15 protein-coding genes are annotated in these 15976 nt (G+C 70.4%); 4 read left to right on the top strand and 11 right to left on the bottom strand.

Translation table 11 applies throughout. The features are described from left to right. Positions 1-83: 83 nt before the first annotated feature. The 11 genes from QWU11_RS15080 to QWU11_RS15035 form a co-directional block, all read right to left on the bottom strand. Entirely contained in the window at positions 84-878 is a 795-nt protein-coding gene (locus QWU11_RS15080; protein WP_290108763.1) for a type III pantothenate kinase, read from the bottom strand. Then, positions 853-1710, bottom strand: a complete 858-nt coding sequence (nadC, locus tag QWU11_RS47300; RefSeq protein WP_354670847.1) for a carboxylating nicotinate-nucleotide diphosphorylase — start codon at positions 1708-1710, stop codon at positions 853-855. The genes QWU11_RS15080 and nadC overlap by 26 nt, the downstream gene beginning before the upstream one ends. Beyond that, positions 1707-3326, bottom strand: a complete 1620-nt coding sequence (locus tag QWU11_RS15075; protein WP_354670846.1) for an L-aspartate oxidase — start codon at positions 3324-3326, stop codon at positions 1707-1709. The genes nadC and QWU11_RS15075 overlap by 4 nt, the downstream gene beginning before the upstream one ends. Positions 3327-3447: 121 nt before the next feature. Continuing rightward, entirely contained in the window at positions 3448-3864 is a 417-nt protein-coding gene (gene panD / locus QWU11_RS15070; RefSeq protein WP_290108762.1) for an aspartate 1-decarboxylase, read from the bottom strand. Further along, positions 3864-4739, bottom strand: coding sequence for a pantoate--beta-alanine ligase (gene panC, locus QWU11_RS15065; RefSeq protein WP_290108761.1), 876 nt, complete (start codon positions 4737-4739; stop codon positions 3864-3866). Before panC ends, panD begins: the two co-directional genes overlap by 1 nt. Continuing rightward, positions 4736-5656: a DUF2520 domain-containing protein gene (locus QWU11_RS15060; RefSeq protein ID WP_290108760.1), complete on the bottom strand. Its 921-nt coding sequence runs from the start codon at positions 5654-5656 to the stop codon at positions 4736-4738. Before QWU11_RS15060 ends, panC begins: the two co-directional genes overlap by 4 nt. Positions 5657-5790: 134 nt before the next feature. After that, entirely contained in the window at positions 5791-8301 is a 2511-nt protein-coding gene (locus QWU11_RS15055) for an ABC transporter permease (protein ID WP_290108759.1), read from the bottom strand. Between the two features lies 1 nt (position 8302). Continuing rightward, positions 8303-9049 carry an ABC transporter ATP-binding protein gene (locus tag QWU11_RS15050; RefSeq protein WP_290108758.1) on the bottom strand — a complete coding sequence of 249 codons (747 nt, stop codon included), beginning with the start codon at positions 9047-9049 and terminating at the stop codon, positions 8303-8305. Positions 9050-9248: 199 nt separating this feature from the next. Next, the gene (locus QWU11_RS15045) at positions 9249-9518 is read right to left on the bottom strand and encodes a chaplin (protein ID WP_290108757.1); all 270 of its coding nucleotides are present in this window, start codon (positions 9516-9518) and stop codon (positions 9249-9251) included. 123 nt (positions 9519-9641) lie between these two features. Continuing rightward, entirely contained in the window at positions 9642-10313 is a 672-nt protein-coding gene (locus QWU11_RS15040; RefSeq protein ID WP_290108756.1) for a response regulator transcription factor, read from the bottom strand. Then, entirely contained in the window at positions 10310-11503 is a 1194-nt protein-coding gene (locus QWU11_RS15035) for a sensor histidine kinase (RefSeq protein WP_290108755.1), read from the bottom strand. The genes QWU11_RS15040 and QWU11_RS15035 overlap by 4 nt, the downstream gene beginning before the upstream one ends. 91 nt (positions 11504-11594) lie before the next feature. Between QWU11_RS15035 and QWU11_RS15030 the strand changes: the two genes are divergently transcribed. From QWU11_RS15030 to QWU11_RS15015, 4 genes are all read left to right on the top strand, one after another. Further along, on the top strand, positions 11595-12623 hold the full coding sequence (locus QWU11_RS15030) for an SAM-dependent methyltransferase (protein WP_354670845.1): 1029 nt from the start codon (positions 11595-11597) through the stop codon (positions 12621-12623). A gap of 79 nt (positions 12624-12702) precedes the next feature. Beyond that, positions 12703-13710 carry a DUF262 domain-containing protein gene (locus tag QWU11_RS15025; protein ID WP_290108754.1) on the top strand — a complete coding sequence of 336 codons (1008 nt, stop codon included), beginning with the start codon at positions 12703-12705 and terminating at the stop codon, positions 13708-13710. 145 nt (positions 13711-13855) lie between these two features. Next, positions 13856-15019 carry a DUF3696 domain-containing protein gene (locus QWU11_RS15020; protein WP_290108753.1) on the top strand — a complete coding sequence of 388 codons (1164 nt, stop codon included), beginning with the start codon at positions 13856-13858 and terminating at the stop codon, positions 15017-15019. 353 nt (positions 15020-15372) lie between these two features. After that, complete coding sequence (locus QWU11_RS15015; RefSeq protein ID WP_290108752.1) at positions 15373-15972, top strand: hypothetical protein; 600 nt, start codon at positions 15373-15375, stop codon at positions 15970-15972. Positions 15973-15976 lie beyond the last annotated feature (4 nt).

The raw sequence follows: 15976 nt of genomic DNA, 5'->3' as shown, positions 1-15976 counted from the left end.
TGCGCGAGTTCGACGTCATCAGCCGCTGACCGGCGGCGTACCGCGGCCGGCTCCGCCGTCCCCCGGGCCGGCCGGTTCCGGTGCTACGGGGCCGAGACGCCCACGTTGCGCTCGTAGACGAGGCGCAGGCCGATCAGGGTGAGCCAGGGCTCGTACGCGTCGATGGTGCGGGCCTCGTCCAGGACCAGGGGCGCGAGGCCGCCGGTGGCGACCACGGTGACGTCCTCGGGGTTGTCGGCCAGCTCCTCCGACATCCGCTCGACCACGCCGTCGACCTGCCCGGCGAAGCCGAAGATGATGCCCGACTGCAACGCCTCGACCGTGCTCTTGCCGATGACGCTGCGGGGCCGTACGAGCTCGACCTTGTGCAGCTGCGCGCCGCGCTTGGACAGCGCGTCGACCGCGATCTCGATGCCCGGGGCGATCGCGCCGCCGACGTACTCCCCCTTGGCCGAGACCGCGTCGAACGTCGTGGCGGTGCCGAAGTCGACCACGACCGCCGGGCCGCCGTAGATGTGCGTGGTGGCCAGCGTGTTGATGATGCGGTCGGAGCCGACCTCTTTGGGATTGTCCATGCGCACCGGAACGCCGGTCTTGACGCCCGGTTCGACGATCACGGCGGCGACGTCGCCGTAGTAGCGGCGGCACATCTCCCGCATCTCGTGCAGGACCGAGGGGACGGTGGAGCAGAGCGCGATGCCGCTGATGTCGGTCTCGGCGAGGAGCGGACTCTGTTGGACGAGCCCCTGGAGCACGACCGCGATCTCGTCGGCGGTGCGTCGAGCGTCGGTGTTGATCCGCCAGTGTTCGATGACCTCTTCGCCTTCGAACAGGCCGAGCACGGTGTGGGTGTTACCGACGTCGATCGTTAGCAGCATCAGGTCCCCGCGGGATGAGGTCAAGGCCGATGTCGAGAGCAGGCGCGGAGTGCGTCAGCGCTCCCACCGCAAGGTAGTCGACTCCGGTCTCGGCCACATCTCGGGCCCCGTCCAACGTGAGGCCTCCGCTGGCCTCCAGCGCGGCCCGCCCTCCGGTCAGGCGTACGGCCTCGGTCATCTCGGCGACGCTCATGTTGTCGAGCAGGATCGACGTCGCGCCCGCCTCCAGCGCCTCGCGTACCTGCTCCAGCGTGTCGCACTCCACCTGAACGTGCAGGCCGGGAGCGCGTACGGCGTTGAACGCCGCGGTGACCGAGCCGGCCGCCGCGACGTGGTTGTCCTTGATGAGCGCGGCGTCCTGCAGGGACATGCGGTGGTTGACGCCGCCGCCGCAGCGGACCGCGTACTTCTGCAGGACCCGCAGCCCGGGCAGCGTCTTGCGCGTGTCGCGGACCTTCGCTCCGGTGCCCTCGATCGCGTCCGCCCACTGCCGCGTGACGGTGGCGATGCCGGACAGGTGCGTGAGGAAGTTCAGCGCGGTGCGCTCGCCGCGCAGCAGGCCGAGCAGCGGCCCCTCGACGGACAGCAGGACGTCGCCGGCCGCCACCCGATCGCCGTCGGAGGCGACCGGCTTGACCGACAGCCCGAGCCTCTCGAACACGGCCGCCGCGACCGGCACGCCCGCCACGACGCCCGCGCGCCGGGTCACCACGTCCGCGCTCGCGGTCGCGTCGACCGGGAAGATCGGCTCGCTGGTGACGTCGGTCTCGCCGTCCTCGGCCAGTGCCGTACCGACGATGCCGTCCACAACCTGTGGATCCAGCTCGATCATGCGCCCCTCCGGAACGTCGTGGTGAGCGTCTCGCCGGTCAGCGTCGAGACGAGGTGGCCGCGCCAGTCCTCGGAGACGTCGGGGAAGTCCGAGCGCCAGTGGCTGCCGCGTGTCTCCTCCCGCTCGCGCGCCGACGCGACGATCAGGGTCGCGACCGTGTGGAGGTTCGTGGCCTCCCATGCCTCGGTGCACGGCCGGTCGGTCGTACGGTCCGCCAGCGCCGCGAGCGCGGTGGCGGCGCGGTCGAGGCCTGGACCGTTCCGGAGCACGCCGGAGTCGGTCGTCATGATGTGCTGCACCTCGGTGCGTACGGCCGGGTCCAGGAGTGCCGGTGCGGGTGCCCCGGCGGCCCCCGATGGCGCCGGGGCTCCCGCACCGAGATCGCCGGGCAGTGCCTGCCCGATGCGTTCGGCGAAGACGAGCCCTTCGAGGAGGGAGTTGGAGGCGAGCCGGTTGGCGCCGTGCACGCCGGTGCAGGCGGCCTCACCGCAGGCGTACAGGCCGGGGACGGAGGTGCGCCCCCACAGGTCGGTACGGACGCCGCCGCTGGCGTAGTGCGCGGCGGGCAGGACGGGGATCGGCTCGTTGACCGGGTCGATGCCGTGCCGCTCGCACGAGGCGAGGATCGTCGGGAATCTCTGCGCCCAGATGCGCGGTCCGAGGTTGCGGCCGTCGAGGTAGACACACGGCTCGCCGGTCTCGCGCATCCGCTTCATGATCTCTTTCGCGACGACGTCGCGCGGGGCCAGGTCGGCGAGCGGGTGGCGCCCGGTCATGAACCGCTCGCCCGAGCCGTCGACGAGGAAGGCGCCCTCGCCGCGTACCGCCTCGGAGATCAGCGGCTGCCGGCCCTTGGCGTCCGGCCCGAGCCACATGACCGTCGGGTGGAACTGCACGAACTCCACGTCCGCGACCTCGGCTCCGGCCCGCAGCGCGAGCGCCAGCCCGTCGCCGGTGGAGACCTCGGGGTTGGTGGTGGCCTCGAAGACCTGCCCGAGACCGCCGGTGGCGAGCACCACGGCACGGGCGCGTACGGCTCCGACGCCGTCGCGCTGCCCCTCGCCCATGACGTGCAGGGTGACGCCGGCCGCGCGGCCGTCCTCGACCAGGAGGTCGAGGGCCAGGGCGTGCTCGACGACCTCGATGCCGGCGTCCTTGGTGGCGGCGAGCAGCGCCCGGCTGATCTCGGCCCCGGTGGCGTCCCCGCCGGCGTGCGCGATCCGGCGCTTCAGGTGCCCGCCCTCGCGGGTGAGCGCGATGTGCCCGTCTCGGTCGCGGTCGAAGTCGGTGCCGATCTCGATCAGCCCGCGGACCGCCTGCGGCCCTTCGGTCACCAGCACGCGTACGGCCTCGGGGTCGCAGACGCCGACTCCGGCGGTGAGCGTGTCCTCCAGATGCTCCTCGGGCGAGTCACCGGGGGCGAGTGCCGCCGCGATGCCCCCCTGCGCCCAGCGCGTCGAGCCGTCGTCCAGGAGGGCCTTGGTGACGAGCAGGACCCGTCCGGCCGTACGTGCCCGCAGCGCCGCGACGAGACCCGCGATGCCGGATCCGATCACGACGATGTCGGTGTCGATGGTCCAGCCGGGGTCGGAGGCGGTGAGGCGTCGAGGGAGCATGAGGCCCCTCCTTGGGGGGAGGCGAGTTCTCGTCAAACTGACTCTAACTCGTCTCCGGTGTGCCCGATTCCTCAGGGGGCCGGTTAACTCCCGGTTACACCCCTGGTCTCCGGAGGCGGCCTCAGCGGTGGACGACGTCCCCGCGTACGGTCTCGGCGCCCGGCACGGGTTCGGCCGGGTCGGAGCCCAGGGCGATGATCTGGTTGTCCCGGTCCACGTGCACGACCTTGGGGTCGTACGCGCGGGCCTCCGCGTCCGTCATCGTCGCGTAGCTCATGATGATCACCAGGTCGCCCGGCTGCACGAGACGGGCCGCCGCGCCGTTCAGGCCGATCACACCGCTGCCGCGCGGGCCCGTGATGACGTACGTCTCCAGGCGGGCGCCGTTGTCGATGTCGACCACCTGCACCTGTTCGCCCGGCAGCAGGTCCGCCGCCTCCATCAGGTCCTCGGCGATCGTGATCGACCCCACATAGTGCAGGTCGGCCTGGGTGACCGTGGCGCGGTGGATCTTCGACTTGAACATGGTGCGGAACATCAGGACTCCGTGGACGGCGCGGGCGCCAGGTAGAGCGGCATGTTGTCGATCAGGTGCGTGGACCCCACCCGGCCGGCGACGGCGAGGACGGCGGGGCCGACGTGCTCCTCGCCGACCTCGTGGAACGTCGTCGGGTCGACCAGCACCACGTAGTCGAGCTCGAGCGGCGGCTCGGTCTCGGCCGCCTCCTCCAAGACGACGCGCGCGGCCGAAAGGATCTTGGCCGGGCCGTCCGGTGAAGCCGTCGCGCCCATCCGCAGCGCCAGCGACAACGACAGCGCCGTGACGCGTTCCGCCGACGAGAGATACCGGTTGCGGCTCGACAGCGCCAGCCCGTCCTCCTCGCGTACGGTCGGGCAGCCGTCGATCCACACCGGGACGTTCAGGTCGGTGACCATGCGGCGGATCATCGCGAGCTGCTGGGCGTCCTTCTCCCCGAAGACCGCGATGTCCGGGCGGATCAGGTTGAACAGCTTGAGCACGACCGTGAGCACGCCGTCGAAGTGGCCCGGCCGCGTGACGCCCTCGACGACCGTGCCCATCTCGCCGGAGCTGACGGTCACGCCGCCGTCCCCGTTCTCGGGGTACATCGTCTCGACGGTCGGCGCGAAGATCAGCCCCACGCCCTCCTCCGCGCAGATCGCCAGGTCCTCGGGGAACGTACGCGGATAGCGGTCGAGGTCCTCGCCGGGCCCGAACTGCAGCGGGTTGACGAAGATGCTCACCGCGACCGTGTTCGCCAGCCCGCGCGCCCGGCGGATCAGCGAGCGGTGGCCCTCGTGCAGCGCGCCCATCGTGGGCACGAGCGCGATGGTGCCGAACGAGTCCCGGGCCGCCGCGAGCTCTTCGCGCGTACGGGCGATGACGAGGGTCATGGGTGGTTCCCTTCGTCGGCGTCCGGACGGCGCTCCTCGGCGAGCACGTCCAGCAGCCGCTCGGCGGCGTCCGGCTTGAGCAGGCCCGCGTCCAGCGCGCGCCCGGCGGTCAGCCGCGCCAGCGCGACGTACGCTCCGCGCGCCTCGGGCGAGACGCGGCCGAGCTCGGCGACGTGGTCCGCGACCGTCCCCGCGTCACCGCGGGCGACCGGGCCGGTCAGCCCCTTCGCGCCGAGCCGCAAAGCGTTGTCCAGGGCGGCGCCGAGCAGTGGGCCGAGCATCCGGCCCGGGTTGTCGACGCCGGCGCGGCCGAGCAGGTCCATCGACTCGACCACCAACGTGACCAGGTGGTTCGCGCCGGATGCCAGGGCCGCGTGGTAGAGCGTGCGCCGGTCCTCGGGTATCCAGACCGGCTCGCCGCCCATCTCGACCACGAGGGCCTCGGCCACCGGGCGCAGGGGGTCGGGCGAGGTGACGCCGAAGCAGATCCCGGCGAGCCGCTCGACGTCGTCGGGGCGGCCGGTGAAGGTCATCACGGGGTGCAGCGCGAGCGGCAGCGCGCCGGCGCGCGTGGCGGCCTCCAGGACCGCGGCGCCGTGCCGCCCGCTGGTGTGGGCGAGGAGCTTGCCGCGCACGTCGACGCCGGTGCTCACCAGGCCGCCGACCAGCGAGGACAGTGCGTCGTCGGGCACGGTGAGCAGGACGAGGTCGGCGGCGGCGACGACCTCGGGCACCGGCAGGAGGGGGACGCCGGGCAGGCGGTCCGCGGCGCGTTCGCGGGAGGCGTCGGAGACTCCGGAGGCGGCGACGACCCGGTGGCCGGCGAGGCCGAGGGCCCGGCCGAGGGCCGAGCCGACGCGGCCGGCGCCCACCACGCCCACGGAGAGGCGCCCCGGACGCTGGTCAGAAGCGGTCATACGTTCGTTCCAGTCCTTACGGGGGTACCGGACGGTCCGGCCCAGCCTACCCGCGGGCCCGTACTGACCCCCGCCGGCACCGCGACGGCGGCGCGTGAAGATTGTCTCCACACGCCGCCGACAAGCGGTAGCCCTCAGTCGCCGGCGAGTGACTCGACGATGGAGGCCCGTGCCGCCCGGCGGCCCGGGATCACCGCCGCGAGCAGCCCGGCCAGGCCCGCGACCAGGACGAACGCGATGATACGCAAGACCGGGAAGCCCAGCACGGCGCCGTCGAAGCTGACGCCGAGCGCCGCCCAGCCGAAGCCGGTGCCGAGGACCACGCCCAGCAGCGCGCCGATCACCGCCATGATCACCGCCTCCAGCGACAGCATCCAGCGCAGCCCCTGACGCGTCAGCCCGAGGGCGCGGAGCAGGGCCGACTCCCGCATGCGCTCGACCACCGACAGGGTCAGCGTGTTCGCGATGCCGATCAGCGAGATGAGGATCGCCAGGCCGAGCAGCGCTCCGAACAGGACGAACAACTGGTTCAGCGCGTCGGTGAACTGCGCCTTGATGTCGGTGAGGCTGGCCACCTTGATCATCGGGTAGGCCGCAGTCGCCTGATCGACCACCCGGCGGGACTCGTCCGCCGACACGCCCTTCTTGGCCATGATGGCGACCTTCTCGTCGTCCTTGGCACCGAAGGCGTGGTCGAAGTCCTTCTCCGCGATGGTGATCGACGGGATCGGCTCGTCGTCGGCGAAGACGCCCGCGACCTTCAGCGGGATGACGCCCGTACCGGTCTTCAGGCCGAGCCGCCGCCCCACCCCGACGCCGAGGCTCTTGGCCTCGTCCTCGCCCAGCGCGACGGTGCCCGGCGCCAGGTCGGTGACCGAGCCGGCCACGACCTTCGGCTTGATCGAGTGGCCGAGCGAGCCGGCGGACAGCGTGCCGATGTCCCGCTTTTGCCCCGCGAGGGTGCCGGACGCCTCACGCTGCTCGATCACGCTGGCGAGCTGCGGCTTCGCCCGCAGGTCGGCGGCGACCTGCCGGGGGATCAGCCGGTCGCTGCCGACCTGCGTCACGAGCTGGTAGTCGACCGGGAAGTGCTCGGCGAGCCTGGCCTCGGCCGTCGCCTGCAGGGAGGCCAGCGCGACCGAGAAGGTGGTCATCAGCGTGACGCCCACGGTGAGCGCGATGGTCGTGATCGCGGCGCGCTTGGGGTTGCGGCCGGCGTTCTCCCGCGCGAGCCGGCCGGGCACGCCCATGAAACGTGCGGGCAGCCAGCCCACGATGGTGCTGAGCCGCCGCACGATGAGCGGGCTGAGCGCGACGATGCCGAAGAAGGTCACCATTCCGCCGGCCAGCACCGTCAGGAACGCCTGCGGCCCGGGATCGGAGGCCAGCGCCAGCCCGGTCAGCCCGACGCCGGCGGCCATGGCCAGCCCGCCGATCACGATGCGGATGATGCCCGCCCGGCCCGTGACCGGCCCCTCCAGCTGACGGTTGAGCGCGGCGATCGGGGGCACACGCGTGGCGGCGCGGGCCGGCAGCAGGGCCGCGACCAGCGTGATGACCATGCCGGCCACCATGCCGACGATCACCGGGGTGGGCGAGACCGTCAGCGGGCCCATCGGCGCGTTGTCCGCGGCGGAGAAGAGGGCGGCGCCCCCGGCGCCGAGGCCGACGCCCACGAGCACGCCGAGCGCCGACGCGACGAACCCGACCACCACCGACTCGGTCAGGATTCCGCGGAAGACCTGTCCTCGCGTCGCGCCGACGCAGCGCAGCAGCGCCATCTCCCGCGTCCGCTGGGCGATCAGGATGTTGAAGGTGTTGTAGATCACGAGCGCCGAGACGAACAGCGCCACGATCGCGAAGGCCAGGAAGAACAGGGCGAGCTGGGCAGCCGACACGCCGGACGAGGCGGCCAGCCGCTTGGCGAGCTGCGCGCTGGTGACCGCGTCATAGGACCCGCCCGCGGTCGCGGCCACCGCGGCGCGCAGCCGCTCGTCACCGATGCCCGGAGCGGCCTTGAGGTCGATCTCGGTGAAACCGCGCGCGCCGGTCATCTCGGCGGCGACGGGCGGGGTGAAGCCGACCGCGCCGCGGAGGCCGATGTCCTGGTCGACGCCGAAGTCCATCAGGCCCGCCACGGTGAACGAGCGCGGGCGGCCCTGTCGGTCGAGCACCTTGACGGTGCCGCCGGCCTTGACGTCGTTGCGCCGGGCGGTCTTGGTGTCGAGCACGACCGCGCCGGCGTCGGTCGGCAGGTGCCCGGAGGACAGCCGGTAGCGCTGGAGCGGGCCGGTGGGGATCGACAGGCCGAGCGTCGGGAAGTCGCCGTACGCCTTGCCGTCCTTGCCGATCAGGGGCGCGTCGCCGCGTACCTGGCCCTGCGCGTCCTGGACGCCGGGCAGGACCTTGAGCCGGGTGAGCAGTGCGGTAGGGATGACGGCGTCATCGGGGGCGCCGCGCTTCTTCAGCACCGCGACCGAGACCCGGTCGGCGGAGGCGGTGAACTGCTGGTCGAAGCCCGCCTGGCCCGTGTCGGTGAGCACGAACGTGCCGGACACGAAACCGACGCCCAGGGTGATGGCGAGCGCCGTCAGGGTCAGCCGCATCAGGTGCGCGCGCAGGCCGGCCAACGTCGTCTTCAGCACCTCAGGCCTCCAGCCGCTTCAGCGCGTCGAGCACCGACTCCGGCGTCGGCTGGAAGATCTCGGCGGTGATCCGCCCGTCGCGCAGGAACACCACGCGGTCGGCGTACGAGGCCGCCACCGGGTCGTGGGTGACCATCACGATGGTCTGTCCCATCTCGCGCACCGAGGAGCGCAGGAAACCGAGCACCTCGCCGCCGGAGCGGGAGTCGAGGTTCCCGGTCGGCTCGTCTGCGAAGATCACCTCGGGCCGGTGCAGCAGGGCGCGTGCGCAGGCCACCCGCTGCTGCTGGCCGCCGGACAGCTCGCCCGGCCGGTGCGACAGCCGGTCGCGGAGCCCGACGGTGTCGACGACGTGGTCCATCCACTGCCGGTCGGGGCGGCGGCCGGCCAGCTCCAGCGGGAGCAGGAGGTTCTGCTCGGCGGTGAGCGTCGGCAGGAGGTTGAACGACTGGAAGACGAAGCCCACCCGGTCGCGGCGCAGGTGCGTCAGCTGCCGGTCGGACAGCTTGGTGATCTCGACCTGCCCGAGGGTCACCGAACCCTGGTCCACCGTGTCCAGCCCGGCCAGGCAGTGCATGAGCGTGGACTTGCCGGAGCCCGAGGGCCCCATGATCGCGGTGAACGCGCCCTTCGCGAACCCCACGCTGACGCCGCGGAGCGCGTGGACTGCGGCGTCCCCGGAGCCGTACACCTTGGTCACGTCTGTGGCGACGACGGCGGGTGGGGCGTGGATCACGGTGCTGGTCACGATGACTCCTTGGTCACTGGGGGGAACGTGACCAAAGTTAGGGATGGGCGGAGTCCCTGCCATCGGCCTCGCGGCCAGCGTCACGTCGCCCGTCGTGGTGACGCAGGTACGACCTGAGACGTACGGAGACCCCCGCACGGTGATCCGTGCGGGGGTCTCCATTCGGGGGGTGTGACCGCCCGCGAAGGCCGGCGGCCGGTCAGGAGTCCCAGGGGTGGTGGTAGCCGTGGTGGTGCAACGGAGCCCCGACCGAGGCGCCGCCGCGGCAGCCCGCTCCGCTGATACCGAGGACCGCGACGGAGTTGCCGCAGACGTTCACGGGGATGGACACCGGCGCAATGATCTGGTTGCCGGAGAGAATGCCGCCGTCGCCGCTGGTGTCGATGCCGGCGTTCGCAGGAGCGGCCATGAGCAGAGCACCCGAGGCGGCGGCCGCAACGATCCCGGCCGCGGTGAGCTTTTTGAGCACGTGAATCCTCCCGTACATGGAGATTCGTGACCGCCCAGTGTGCGGTCGACACGTACGGTAGTTATCCAGACACAGTGTGTGAACGACAATGGATCGCCGCCTCACGTAATGAAATCGTTACTCTCAGTCATCATTCTGTCCGCTTCTGATGAGGCCCGTCTCGTATGCGAACACGACCGCCTGCACCCGGTCCCGCAGGCCCAGCTTGCTGAGGATCCGTCCGACGTGCGTCTTCACCGTCGCCTCGGAGACGTACAGCCGGGCGGCGATCTCGCCGTTGGACATGCCGCGCGCGACGAGCTTCAGCACCTCGCCCTCACGGGCGGTGAGCGTGTCGAGCGCGGTCTCCCCCTGCTCCTGCTCGTCGGGGATGTGCTGGACGAACCGGTCGATGAGCCGGCGCGTGGTGCTCGGCGCGACGACGGCCTCGCCCGAGCTGACCGCGCGGATCGCCTCGATGAGCTGCTCGGGCCCGGCGTCCTTCAGCAGGAACCCCGCGGCGCCGGCCTTGAGCGCCGAGAAGGCGTACTCGTCGAGGTCGAAGGTGGTCAAGATGATCACTTTCGGCGAGTCGGGGGCCGCGCAGATGTGCCGGGTCGCCTCGATCCCGTCCATCTTCGGCATGCGCACGTCCATCAGGACGACGTCGGCCGACGTTGAGCGCAGCACCTCCAGTGCGGCGCGCCCGTCGGCGGCCTCGCCCGCCACCTCGATGCCCTCCTGTGCGTCGAGGACCATCCGGAATCCGGTTCGTACGAGCTCCTGGTCGTCCACGAGCAGCACCCGGATACTCACGCCTTGACCTCCTCCTTCACCGGCAGCCGCGCGATGACCTCGAAGCCGCCGCCCGGCACCGGCTCGGCGCTCACGTGCCCGCCGTAGACCGCGGCACGCTCGCGCATGCCCACCAGGCCGTGCCCGCGTCCGTCGGAGAAGGTCGCGCCTCGCCCGTCGTCGCGGATCCGTACCTCGATCGCCCGATCACCGTAGTGCAGCGCGACCCACGCGGCGGCCGCCGGACCGGCGTGCTTCAGGACGTTCGTCAGGGCCTCCTGGACGATCCGGTAGACGGTCAGCTCCAGGCCCGGTGGCATCGACAGGGCCTCGCCCTCCGCCTCGAACTCCACCGGGAGCCCGGCGGTGCGGATCTGCTCGACCAGGTCGGACAGCTGCTCGACGCCCGGCTGCGGCGCGAGCGTGGCCGCGCCGTCCTCACGGAGCACACCGAGCATGCGGCGCATCTCGATGAGCGCCTGCCGGCCGGTGGCGCCGATCGCCTCCATCGCCCGGCGGGCCCGCGCGGCGTCGGTGTCGACCGTGTAGGCCGCGCCGTCGGCCTGGATGACCATCACGCTGATGCTGTGCGCGATGACGTCGTGCAGCTCTCGCGCGATCCGGGCGCGCTCGGCGGCGGCGGCGACCTCGGCCTGCGCGTCCCGTTCGCGTTCGAGCCTGCGGGCGCGCTCCTCCAGGCTCAGGGTGTACTTGCGGCGGGTGCTGATGTAGAGCCCGCCCAGCCAGATCGCCCCGATCATGATCGAGAACGGGACGAGCGACTTCCAGGTGTCCTCGGGGTGCGGCTGCTCGATCAGGTGGTAGATGGCCATGGCCATGCCCAGCTCGGAGACCAGCAGGGCCGCGAGCGCCCACCGGAAGGCGCACTGCGCCGCGATGGTGTACATCGCGACCATGACGGTGAAGTCGCAGGCCGCGATGTTGATGCCGATGAGCCACTGCACGAGCGCCGCGAGGGCGAGGATCGCGAAGACCGCCCGCGGCCATCGGCGCCGCCAGATCAGCGGCAGGCACATCGCGGCGGCCAGCGGCAGGTGGATGTCCAGCGGGACCTCGCGGGGAAGGCCGCTCGTCGTCATGTCGACGTACCGGGACCGCACCAGCACGCCCATGAGGCCGAACGGCAGCATCAGGACCAGGTCCACCGGCCGCTGGTGCCGCCTCAGCCAGGCGAAGAGTCGGGCGAACATCGCCCAAGCGTATTTTCCGTTCGGCCGCCGCGCGTCAAACCCAGGGCGGAACCCGCGTACGACCTGAGGGGCACGCGATACGGTCGAAGACGTGAGTCAGGTCGGATGGCGAACGGCCATGGAGCGAGCGCTGTACGGGCCGGGCGGCTTCTACACACGCGGCGAACGCCCCGCGGCCCACTTCCGCACCTCGGTGCACGCCTCGCAGCGGTTCGCGCAGGCGATGGCCCGGCTGGTCGCCGAGGTGGACGAGACGCTCGGCCATCCGGCGCGCTTCGACCTGGTCGACGTCGGCGCCGGCTCCGGCGAGCTGCTCGCCGAGATCGCGCCCGCCGCGGGCCTGGGCGGCCGGCTCCACCCGATCGCCGTCGAGGTCGCCCCGCGTCCCGCCGGGCTGACCCCGGCCATCGAGTGGCGCGACGCCCTCCCCGACTCCATCACCGGTCTGGTCATCGCGAACGAATGGCTCGACAACGTGCCGCTCGACGTCGTCGAGCTGACCGGTTCGGGGCCGCGGCTCGTCGTGGTCGACCCGAGCACCGGCGCCGAGCTGCACGGGTCCGCTCCCTCCCGCGAGGACACCGAGTGGCTCGAACGCTGGTGGCCGCTGGGCGAACTCGGCGACCGCGCCGAGATCGGCCGCTACCGCTGCGCCGCCTGGGCCTCGGTGATCGAACGGATGCGCGGCGGCATGGCCCTGGCCATCGACTACGCCCACGAACGCGAGGGACGCCCGGTGTACGGCACGCTCACGGGCTACCGCGACGGCCGGTGCGTGTCCCCGATCCCGGACGGCTCGTGCGACATCACGGCCCACGTCGCGCTGGACGCCTGCGCCGAGGCGGGCGTCGGCGCCGGAGCCGACGGCACCCTGCTGACCACCCAGCGCGCCTCGCTGCGCGCCCTGGGCCTGCACGGCACCCGCCCGCCGCTCGAACTGGCCCGTACGGACGCCCGCGGCTACCTCCAGGCCCTGCGCGCGGCGGGCGAGGACGCCGAACTCATCGACCGCGAGGGCCTGGGCGGCTTCGGCTGGCTGGTCCAGACGGTCGGCGTCCCGGTGCCGCGCGTCCTGGCCGTTACAGCTCGACGGGAAGCGACTCCAGGCCACGCAAGATGAGCGACGGCGCCACTACTGTTGCCCGATAACCGCCCAGCCCGGGTGCCGCCTGCTCAAAGGAAGGATCGGCGCGAGCGGAGTGAACGAGAGCCCCGAGGATGTTGAAATTGCAGTCGAGTACGACGACAAAGGCCGGAGTACCGGCGTCGAGCTCGAGGAGCAATCGGACCACCTGATCGATGAGCCGTTCGACCCCGCGCTGATCGACGTTCAGACCCGCACCATGACGGTCGATCTTCTCCTGGCTCGGCTCCGTCGCGGAGTACTCGATCTTGCCCCCGACTTCCAGCGCATCGCCGGGATCTGGAGTGCCGAAGCGCAGAGCCGGTTGATCGAGTCCCTGCTTCTCCGTATCCCGCTACCCACGCTTTACGCAGCGGAGAGCGGCGAGGAGAGCTGGGCCATCGTCGACGGCATCCAGCGCCTCACCACCATTGCGCGCTTCGTTGATCCCGATACCGTCGACGCCGAGCCGCTGAAGCTGAGCGGCCTTGAGTACCTGCCGTACGACGGCTTCGAGTACAACGATCTGCCCGGCGGGCTGCAGACCCGGATCGATGAGACCGAGCTGATCATCCATCTGATTCGGGCGGGCACACCCGAGCCGGTGAAGTTCAACATCTTCGCTCGTATCAACACCGGCGGCCGGCCGCTCACCCCGCAGGAGCTACGGCACGCGCTGATCCCGGGCCGAGCGCGCGAGCTACTGCGTGAACTCGCACAGGGCCAGGCGTTCTTGCACGCGACGCACCGCAGCGTCAAGCCCGATCGGATGGCCGACCGTGAGATGGTCTTGCGATTCCTTGCCTTCCGTCTTACTGATCCTGCCGAGTACCGGCGTGGAGACCTGGACGCGTTCCTCCGGCAGGCCATGAAACGACTCACGTATTGGGCGAATCGGAACTTCATCAGCTCAAGGACGAGTTCCGCGCTGCGATGGCGGCGGCCTCCTTCTTTTTTAAGGAACACGCCTTCCGCAAGCGATTTCGCGGGCAGCAGTATCGTTCCCCGATCAACAAAGCACTGTTCGAAGCGATTTCGGTCAATCTGGCGAGATTGGGGCCGGATGGGCTGGGTTCACTGCTGAACGCCGGTGACCTGGTCCAGGACGGATTCGCCGACCTGATGGACGACAGTAGGTTCCAGCAGGCCGTCTCCGTGGGAACAGGTGACGTGGAGAAGGTCCGCTACCGCTTCGCCGCCGTGGAGGCACTGTTCAGAGGGGTCATCGGTTGATCGACAGGCTGTCCATCACCAACTTCAAGGCGTTCGCCTCGGCGAACATCCCCTTGGGGCACTACACCTTGCTCTCCGGCCTCAACTCCTCCGGCAAGAGCACGGTCCTCCAGGCCATCGCGCTGTTACGTCAGGCGAACGCCGCAGGGCTGCTCGATGACTACGGCGACTACCCGGACAGCAGGCCAGGTGGGCTTCCACTCAACGGCGAGCTCGTCGAACTGGGCACCGGCCAGGACATCCTCCACGAGGACTACGACACCAAAGACGGCAAGAATCCCGAAATCGGGTTCGGTCTGGGGACAGATTCTGGATCCTACGAGTGGCGGGCCGGCTATGGGCGCGAGGATGATCTCCTTTCGCTGACCTTCTGTGAGCCGCCCACCGTCTTCCGGGAGGCGAACCCGGAAGACGAGACCGACCTCACTCTGTTCAACCCGGGCTTCCAATATCTCCGGGCCGACCGCATCAACCCTGCCGCGACGTATCCCCGGTCGCATGAAATGTCCGTACGACGGGGCTTCCTCGGCACCCGCGGCGAATACACCACCGACTATCTGCGGCACTATCAAGATCGGGCGGTCGCATCCGCGAGGCTCCACCACCCCCGGGCCTCACCTCGGCTCCTCGACCAGGCCGAGGCCTGGATGGGCGAGATCTGCCCCGGGGTCAAGATCGAAGCCACGGCGATCGAACAGACCGATCTCGTCCGGCTCGGCTTCCAGTTCACTCGCCATCGACGGCTGACGACGAATCAGCGCCGGCCGACCAACGTCGGGTTCGGGCTGACCTACGTGCTCCCGATCGTCATCGCCTGCCTGACGGCGCAGCCGGGATCGATGATCTTGCTTGAGAACCCGGAAGCGCACGTTCACCCGCAAGGTCAAAGCGCCATGGCCAAGTTGACCTGCGCCGCCGCGGCGGCCGGCGCTCAGGTGATCGTCGAGACGCACAGCGACCACATCCTCAACGGCGTCCGACTCTCGGTGAAACGCGGGCTCCTCTCCGCCGGAGACGTGCGGCTGCACTACTTTCAGCGGGACGCCGACGGGATCATCGAGATCACGAGCCCGGTCATCGGGTCCGACGGGATGCTCTCCCACTGGCCACCGGGATTCTTCGACGAGTGGGATCGCTCGCTCGACCAGCTTCTGGACTGACCACTCCGCGCTCCCCCGGCGAAAGGCTCTCGCGTGCGCGTCCTGTTGTTCCTCAACGAGCTGTCCTGTCTGACGTCTCAGCGTCGGGAGGAAGTGGACAAGGCCTTGCGAGGGTTCGTCCACATGCTCAGGGGGATCACCAAGTGGCGACGGGACGTCGCGCTCATCTCTGAGGTGAGTCTGAAGGAGTAGAGTTCGCTCCCGGCTACTACTTCGCAGAGTGGGCCGCTCAGCCCGCGAATGTCGACTTCGGACGGCAGATCCGCAGTCTGCAGAATCGTGCCCCGTCCAGCGCCGAGACCCCTCCTGGCCAGGCGGGCGGAGTCGAATATTCCTGGTATGGACAGATCGCGATGGCCATGCGCGCCGCCCACCTTCTGGATGGCATCGTGGTCAGCCTGCTCGTCGACCCGCTCTGGGACAACTCATGGGTTCGAGCGAATCGAAAAGTGCTCACCGCCGCTCCTGACGGCGAGCCGGTCTTAATCGAAGAAGCCGTCGACGTGCGCCACGCGGCCACGCTCCTGCACGCGGAATCTCACCGGGCCTGGTTCGATCGCGCAGGCTTACCGAATCTCAAGCATGGCGCAGAGCTCTGGGCGGCACGCGGCGTCATCTTCCCCCACCTCCGCTTCCTCCCACGTACAGAACGACAAATGCACGATCTCAGGTCGGATTGGGTCGTGCCGGCCGCGTACGAACTCCGCCGGATCAACGACGCCATCGGCGACTGGGATCCGAAGCGGACGCATGAACCCACTTGGCGATCAAAGGTGACTCCCGAAAGCGAGACCCGCAAGCGGCTCTGCATGTTCGAGGACTTCGACGGCACAGTACGGATCTTCGATCTGCACGGTCGGTTCACTCCAGGACCCGGCCGCGCCTACTTTCGGCTGGTGCCAGAACTTTGCACGGCGACCATTGCCCATGTAGGCGCGAAACTGGGAATCTGACCTC

It is taken from the genome of Actinomadura sp. DC4, assembly GCF_030406325.1.
Lineage (GTDB): Bacteria > Actinomycetota > Actinomycetes > Streptosporangiales > Streptosporangiaceae > Actinoallomurus.
The sequence above is the reverse complement of the archived record's forward strand: the minus strand, read 5'-3'. Positions and strand labels throughout refer to the sequence as shown.